4 protein-coding genes are annotated in these 6,490 nt (G+C 58.8%); 1 reads left to right on the forward strand and 3 read right to left on the reverse strand.

Annotation, left to right across the window (positions count from 1 at the left end; genetic code table 11):
• Positions 1-158: 158 nt before the first annotated feature.
• A complete protein-coding gene (locus tag GS636_RS21380) occupies positions 159-1,685 on the reverse strand; it encodes a trimethylamine methyltransferase family protein (RefSeq protein ID WP_171672538.1) in 1,527 nt (508 codons plus the stop codon).
• Between the two features lie 190 nt (positions 1,686-1,875).
• Between GS636_RS21380 and GS636_RS21385 the strand changes: the two genes are divergently transcribed.
• On the forward strand, positions 1,876-4,311 hold the full coding sequence (locus GS636_RS21385; protein ID WP_171672541.1) for an FAD-dependent oxidoreductase: 2,436 nt from the start codon (positions 1,876-1,878) through the stop codon (positions 4,309-4,311).
• Positions 4,312-4,443: 132 nt separating this feature from the next.
• Here GS636_RS21385 and uxuA read toward each other — a convergent pair whose 3' ends face one another.
• Together uxuA and GS636_RS21395 are read right to left on the reverse strand one after the other, a co-directional pair.
• On the reverse strand, positions 4,444-5,607 hold the full coding sequence (uxuA, locus tag GS636_RS21390; RefSeq protein ID WP_171672544.1) for a mannonate dehydratase: 1,164 nt from the start codon (positions 5,605-5,607) through the stop codon (positions 4,444-4,446).
• 22 nt (positions 5,608-5,629) lie between these two features.
• A complete protein-coding gene (locus tag GS636_RS21395) occupies positions 5,630-6,232 on the reverse strand; it encodes an FCD domain-containing protein (protein WP_253762957.1) in 603 nt (200 codons plus the stop codon).
• Positions 6,233-6,490 lie beyond the last annotated feature (258 nt).

Here is a 6,490-nt window from a genome sequence, read left to right on the forward strand (position 1 = left end):
ACGGTTTTGAAACAGACTTCGGCTGCTCCGCCTTCCGGTCAAAAGCTTTTCCCGCACCTAGTCCATCGTGGCGACGCTGGATTGATCCCGATCCTTGCTGGAGCTGATGGATCGAAAGATACGAAGCCTGATCATATGTCCCGGCCATCTGGCAATGGCTAAGACGGGCTTAGTATATTGAACCTCGCGCGAATTTCGCGCTCTTGCTCGGGCGTCAGATATTGGGGCTTGTGTTCGGCCAGGATGTCCTGTGCCCGGGCTCGGGCGCGGGCCCATGCATCCTGCGCCCCGTTTTCCGCCCATGTGCGCGGCTCATCACGGTCGGCAAGCGTGGGATAGAAATAATCCCGCTCCATCGCCGCATAGGTGTGTTGACCACCCAGAAAATGCCCCTCGCCCAGGACCGCGTCGCAGATCGCATCAAAGCCCAGGTTTTCATCACTCACCTCGATCCCCCGCAGCGCACGGTAAGTGTTCGAGTGCATTTCGTCGTCCAGCACAAACGCCTCAAAACTAGCCCCCAGCAGGGATGCGGTCATGCCCGAGCTTTCATAGATCAGGTTTCCTCCGGCCAGGGCCGCCGCCATCGAGGTAATACCTTTCTCCATGCCATATTGCGCATCGATCGCCTTGGCATCGGTCATCGAACAGGCCACACCTGACGGCAGACCCAGCCAATTCGACAGCTGCGCCGAGGCCGCATTGAGCACGGCTGTCTCACCGCTGCCCCCCGAGAACGCACCGGTGCGCAGGTCAATCACCAGCGGCCAGTTGGAAAAGACCATCGGAAAGCCCGGCTGGATCGCATGCACCATGAGCAGGCTGGCCAGTGTTTCCGCCAGTGATTGCGCCAGAAACCCGGCCAGCGTGGCGGGCGCGGTCGCCCCCGCCTGCGCGGCGGTGATGCACGAAATCGGGATATTGTTCCGAATGCACTCATAGACCACATCCACCGCATCCTCGCCATAACGCATGGGCGAGATCATCGGGCTGATATGCGCCTTCATGAACGGACGCTTGGCAAATTCGCCCGGCCCACCAGCTGCAATGTCCAGCATCTCGACAATCGGAGCGACATATTCAGCCAGCGTGAACGAGGTTGCCGTGGGTTTGGTTGTGTTTTTTATCAGCGCAAAGGCGGTATTGACGTCCAGATCGAAATTGTCCGGCACATCCGTCGCGACACAGCAGCGGGTGTACCAACTGACATTGGCCAGCGTGTCCTGCAGCCGGGTGAAGTTGTGCAGATCATCCAAGGTCGAAGGTCTGTAGGTGCCGCTGTCCAAGTCCAGCGTCTGCACCGCTGCGCCACCTGTGCCGAAATAAACCTTGTTGCCACCCACCTCGATGGATCGGGCCGGATCACGGCCATGCAGAATGAACGTCTTTGCCGCCTGATCGATGGCCTCCTCCACCAGCTTTGGCGGAAACAAGACACGCCCTTTGCCATTATCGATGGCGCCAATCGCCAGAAGGTCTTTTTGCAGGCGGTCCGGCACCTCTCCAACACCCAGCTGTTCCAGCAAATCAAGGGCGGTGTCGTAGATGCGTCGCAGATCCGCATCGCTGAGCGGTTTGTAGGCTCCGCCAACCTGACCCGGAGGGCAAGGATCGACAGCCGGTTTCGCCGCACGCGCAGCCAGCCGTTCGCGACGGCCCCCTCTCTTTCCACGCTGCCCTGCCATGTTTGCTCCTTCGGCCGCATTTTGACCGCGATAGAAGAAGCTTAACCGAAGCAATTACAACGACCTCGCCAAAAACTCGAAAAAATCGAACTTAGAGTTCGATTTACTTTGAATTATTATCCGACATATTGCGAAGCCTTCTAATCTGCGGGCCTATCTCGGCAAACTGTTTTTCGGAGGCTCGTGTCACATGAAATCCCGCACCAAGGTTGTCGTCATTGGCGGTGGTATTGCCGGATGTTCAACGCTCTATCACCTGACCCAAGAGGGGTGGAGCGATGTTGTTCTGGTTGAACGCAACGAATTGACAAGTGGCACGACCTGGCATTCCGCCGCGCAAGTGACCAATTTTGGCATGAACCAGACGATGGTCGGGCTGAAGACGCATTCGATCAACCTGTATAAAGAGCTGTCGGAAAACCCAGAATACCCGATCAACTACCACCATGCCGATGGCGGCATCCGCCTCGCGAATACCGAAGCGCAGATGCAGGGCTACCGCCACTTTGCCTCGATGGCGCGCGGCATGGGTGTCGACTTCGAGGTGATCGATGCCGAGGAATGCGCCCGCCGCCATCCGCTGATCTCGACTACAAACCTGCTGGGCGGGCTCTGGGATCCGCTGGATGGCGATATTGACCCGGCGCAGCTGTGCCAAGCACTGGCCTATCACGCCCGTAAGGCCGGGGCCGAGGTCTATCGCAACACGCCGGTCACCGCGCTGACGCAACACCAGGACGACACCTGGACCGTGCATACAGAACAGGGCGATATTGATTGCGACATCGTGGTCAACGCCTGCGGTTACCGCGTCAACGAAGTCGGCGCGATGATGGGTGTACATCACCCGGTTGCGTCTATGGAGCATCAATATTTCCTGACCGAGGACATCCCCGGCATCGCCGAGGCAGGCCACCGGATGCCACTGTTGCGCTGCCCGATCAGCGACTATTACAGCCGTCAGGAAAAGGGCGGTCTGCTGGTTGGCTTCTACGAGCAGGATTGCAAACCGTGGGGCATGGACGGGATTGACCCGAACTTTGTCAACGCGCTGTGCCCCGATGATCTGGACCGGGTCATGGATGTGCTGGAAGGCGCGTTTGAACGCATGCCCGCCTTGCGCGAAACCGGCATCCGATCCGTGGTGAATGGCCCGATCACCTACACAATCGACGGCGCACCGTTGGTCGGGCCGATTCCGGGTAAGCGCAACGCTTTCTGTATCATCGGTCTGCGCGCCGGGCTGGGCGAAGGCGGCGGCCACGGCTGGTTGCTGGCGCAACAGATCGTGCATGGCGAGGCGTGTTATGACACCTGGTGCCTCGACCCCCGCCGCTTTACCGGACACGCGAATGTCGAACTGACCTCGCTGAAAGCCATCGAGGACTACCAGAACGAATTCCGCTTCCACTTTCCCCATGAACACCGCCCCGCAGGTCGTCCGGCGAAGACCACGCCGCTAACACCGGTTCTGGCCGCTGAAGGGGCTGAGTTCACCGTGGTGAACGGGTGGGAGCGGGTCGATTACATCAAACCCTCACCCGACTTTCACCCCAGCCTGACCTTTAACTTTGACGAAGCCTTTGACGTGGTCGCCGCTGAGATCAAGAACGTGCAGGAGAATGTTGGCCTGTGCGAGGTCAACGGCTTTAACCGGTTTGAAATAACCGGTACGGACCGCCACGCCTTCCTAGACCGCATGTTCTGCGGCGCGGTAACAAAACGTGCGGGCCGGGTAGGTTTGGGCTATCTGCTGAACCATCACGGCATGATCAAGGGCGAGGCCACCGTGGCCAACATCCCAGCCAGCGACCGGGGCCCCGCGCGGGTCTGGTACGGCTCGGCAGCAGCCAGTGAGTACCACGACATGGATTGGCTGACCCGGCACCTACGCGATGGAGAGGACGTTCAAATACGCTCTCTGACCAACGACCAGACGATCCTTGTTCTGGCCGGTCCCAAGGCGCGCGATGTCCTGTCCGCTTGTTCCCGCGGTGATTGGTCGAAACAGGCTTTCCCCTGGCTATCAGTCAGAGAGTGCTTCATCGGGTTTGCCCCGGCCACTGTCATGGGCGTCAGCTTCTCAGGCGAGCTCGCCTATGAAATCCACGTACCAAACGCTTCGCTCTATGCCGCCTATCTAGCACTGCGTGCGGCGGGCGAGGCGCACGACCTGAAGCTGTTCGGGGCCCGCGCGGTGGAGTCCATGCGGATGGAGAAAGGTTTCTTGCATTGGAAAGCCGACTTGCTAACAGAGTTTGACCCGTTCGAGACAGCACTGGACCGCTTCGTCAAGTTGAGTAAAGGCGATTTTATCGGCAAAACGGCGCTGGAAAAACGTCACGCCAGCGGCCCCAACAAAAAGCTGGTGACCCTGATAGTCGACGCGACCCACGCCCCGGCCCACGGCGGCGCCTCACTGATGCAAGGTGAAACCGTTGTCGGCACCATCACCTCGGGCGATTGGGGGCATCGGGTTGGCTTGAACCTGGCCTATGCCTTCGTGAACCCCGATCTGGCCGCTGTTGGCAGCACAATGCAATTGGATTTGTACGGGGATCTGGTCAAGGCAGAGGTCATCTCGTCTTCCCCCTACGATCCAGACCACACCCTCATGCGCAGTTGAGGTCGCCATGACCACCGTGCCAGTTGTAACTCTGGCAGGCACGGGCATTACTCGAAAAGACTGCCCGGCTGCTTAATTCGTTGGGATCGTAAGAACAAATGTGCGCGTTCAGAGCTTTGCAGTAGAGCTCTGTCAGATGCCAAAAGCATTCAGCGTGTGCATGACCCCGCGCAGTTCGGCCAATCCGCGAAGCCTCCCGATTGCGGGATAACCTGGAACTGAGTCTCGTTCTTGATCGTGAAGGATGCGATGCCCGTGATCCGGGCGCATTGGGATTTCAACGCCCGTCACACGCTCAATACGCAAGAGCTCGCGCGCAACCCCAATCATGTCGAGATCGCCGGCCAAGTGTGCATCCTCGAGGAAACTCCGTGGATCGGCTTCCCGTTTCACTGCGCGCAGATGGGCAAAATGGATGCGGGGCCCGAGCTGACGAGCAATGGCCACCAAATCGTTTTTGGAATGTGCACCCAAGGATCCGGTGCACAAGGTAAATCCCGACGCCGGAGATGAAGAGATTGCGGCAATGGCTTCGAGATCGGCCTGGGTCGAAACAATCCGCGGCAGGCCGAACAGATCCATCGGCGGATCATCGGGGTGGATCGACAGCTTTGCCCCTTCGGCTTCTGCCACTGGCAGAACGATTTCCAGAAACGCGGTGAGCTGCCGCCTGAGTGTCGCGTGATCGCAATCGTCATAGGCGGCAAGTCGGGTTCGGAACGTATCCAGCGTATAGCTTTCCTCTGACCCCGGCAGTCCGGCAATCACCGTGCGCGTCAACCGGTCGATCATCGGCTGATCTGCCCCCGCAAACCAGTCTTCCGCCGCCGCCAGATCCTGTGCCGTATAACTGTCCTGTGCTCCGTCGCGCCGCAAAACAAATAGGTCAAAGGCGGCGTAGGCAGTGAAATCGAACCGCAGCGCCAGAGACCCGTCCGGCAAAGCAAAATTCAGATCGGTGCGCGTCCAGTCCAGCACTGGCATGAAGTTGTAGCAGATGTTGCGGATGCCCTGACGGGCCAGACGCCGCAGGTTTTCCGCCCAGATATACGCGTAACGCTCCCAATCTGGCGCGCCAGTCTTGATGTCCTCGTGAACCGGAATGCTTTCGGTCACGACCCAGCGCAGCCCGGCCGCCTCAATCAATTCGCGCCGGGCCGCGATCTCTGCGTCCGGCCATTCTTGCCCGTTGGGAACCTCATGCAAAGCAGTTACGATCCCCTGCGCGCCGGTCTGACGGATATGAGCCAGCGGAATAGGGTCTTTCGGCCCGAACCAACGCCAACTTTCCAGCATGACTGCCCCCTGTTCCCTGCGCTTAACCTGACACCGATTTGGAGTACAGAAACCCATCAAACTCGGGGTCTTCAACATCCGATAGTTCCAAAAGTGTCAACCGAACGTTTTCAAGATGCTGCCACATCGCTTGCCGCGCGCCTTCCGCATCGCGACGACGCAGGGATTCAAGAACAGCTGCGTGATCGTCCAGCCACTGACTGCGATACCCGATGTCAAATATGCGAGAATGCAACCTGTCCCACATCGGACTGCATTCCCTGAGATGCCAAAGCGTATCGATCTGATTGACCAGAACCGAATTTTGCGTGGCCTCGGCAATCTGCAAATGAAGCTGACGATCTGCCCGATAGTCGTCTTCACCGGCTTGGATCGAGCGTTTCTCCAACTCAAGCGTTTCACGCTGCGACAGAATATCGGCTTTGGTCACCGAGGTGGCCGCGAACCCGGCGATGCTGCTTTCCAAAAATTGCCGAGCTTGCAACAGCTCGAACAGGTTTTCCCACCGATCTGGCGGCCGAACCCAAGTTTCGCGCCCTGCTTCAGAACGCCTATCGGGCAGTTTCAAAACAAGGCGCAAGAGCAGCTCTGTCCCAAGCCATGCAGCCGAAGAACGACAGTCCATAACCGGTTTCCGGGACCATAGTTTTCTGTGGCATTCCATTTGGGCTGAATGCGGTTTGCAAAGAACACATTAACTGCGCGCTCATCACGGCGGAGGCGCGCCACGCCGATTGGCCCAACGCGTTCTAATCAATGGTTCCGCGCCCGGGCAGCTCGGTCTTTCGCCGTAAGGTCCCGCCCCCTCACATGACGGTTCTTTGTTCGACATGCGCTGGGACGAGGGCGCGGACGAGGTCTTTCATGTTGAGGATGCCGACCT

The organism is Ruegeria sp. HKCCD4884 (assembly GCF_013110855.1).
Taxonomy (GTDB): domain Bacteria; phylum Pseudomonadota; class Alphaproteobacteria; order Rhodobacterales; family Rhodobacteraceae; genus Ruegeria.

Bases quoted from the DNA above. Each gene is read 5' to 3' on its own strand.
- uxuA (WP_171672544.1), bottom strand. From the start codon at position 5,607: ATGCTGGAAAGTTGGCGTTGGTTCGGGCCGAAAGACCCTATTCCGCTG.
- GS636_RS21380 (WP_171672538.1), bottom strand. From the start codon at position 1,685: ATGGCAGGGCAGCGTGGAAAGAGAGGGGGCCGTCGCGAACGGCTGGCT.
- GS636_RS21395 (WP_253762957.1), bottom strand. From the start codon at position 6,232: ATGGACTGTCGTTCTTCGGCTGCATGGCTTGGGACAGAGCTGCTCTTG.
- GS636_RS21385 (WP_171672541.1), top strand. From the start codon at position 1,876: ATGAAATCCCGCACCAAGGTTGTCGTCATTGGCGGTGGTATTGCCGGA.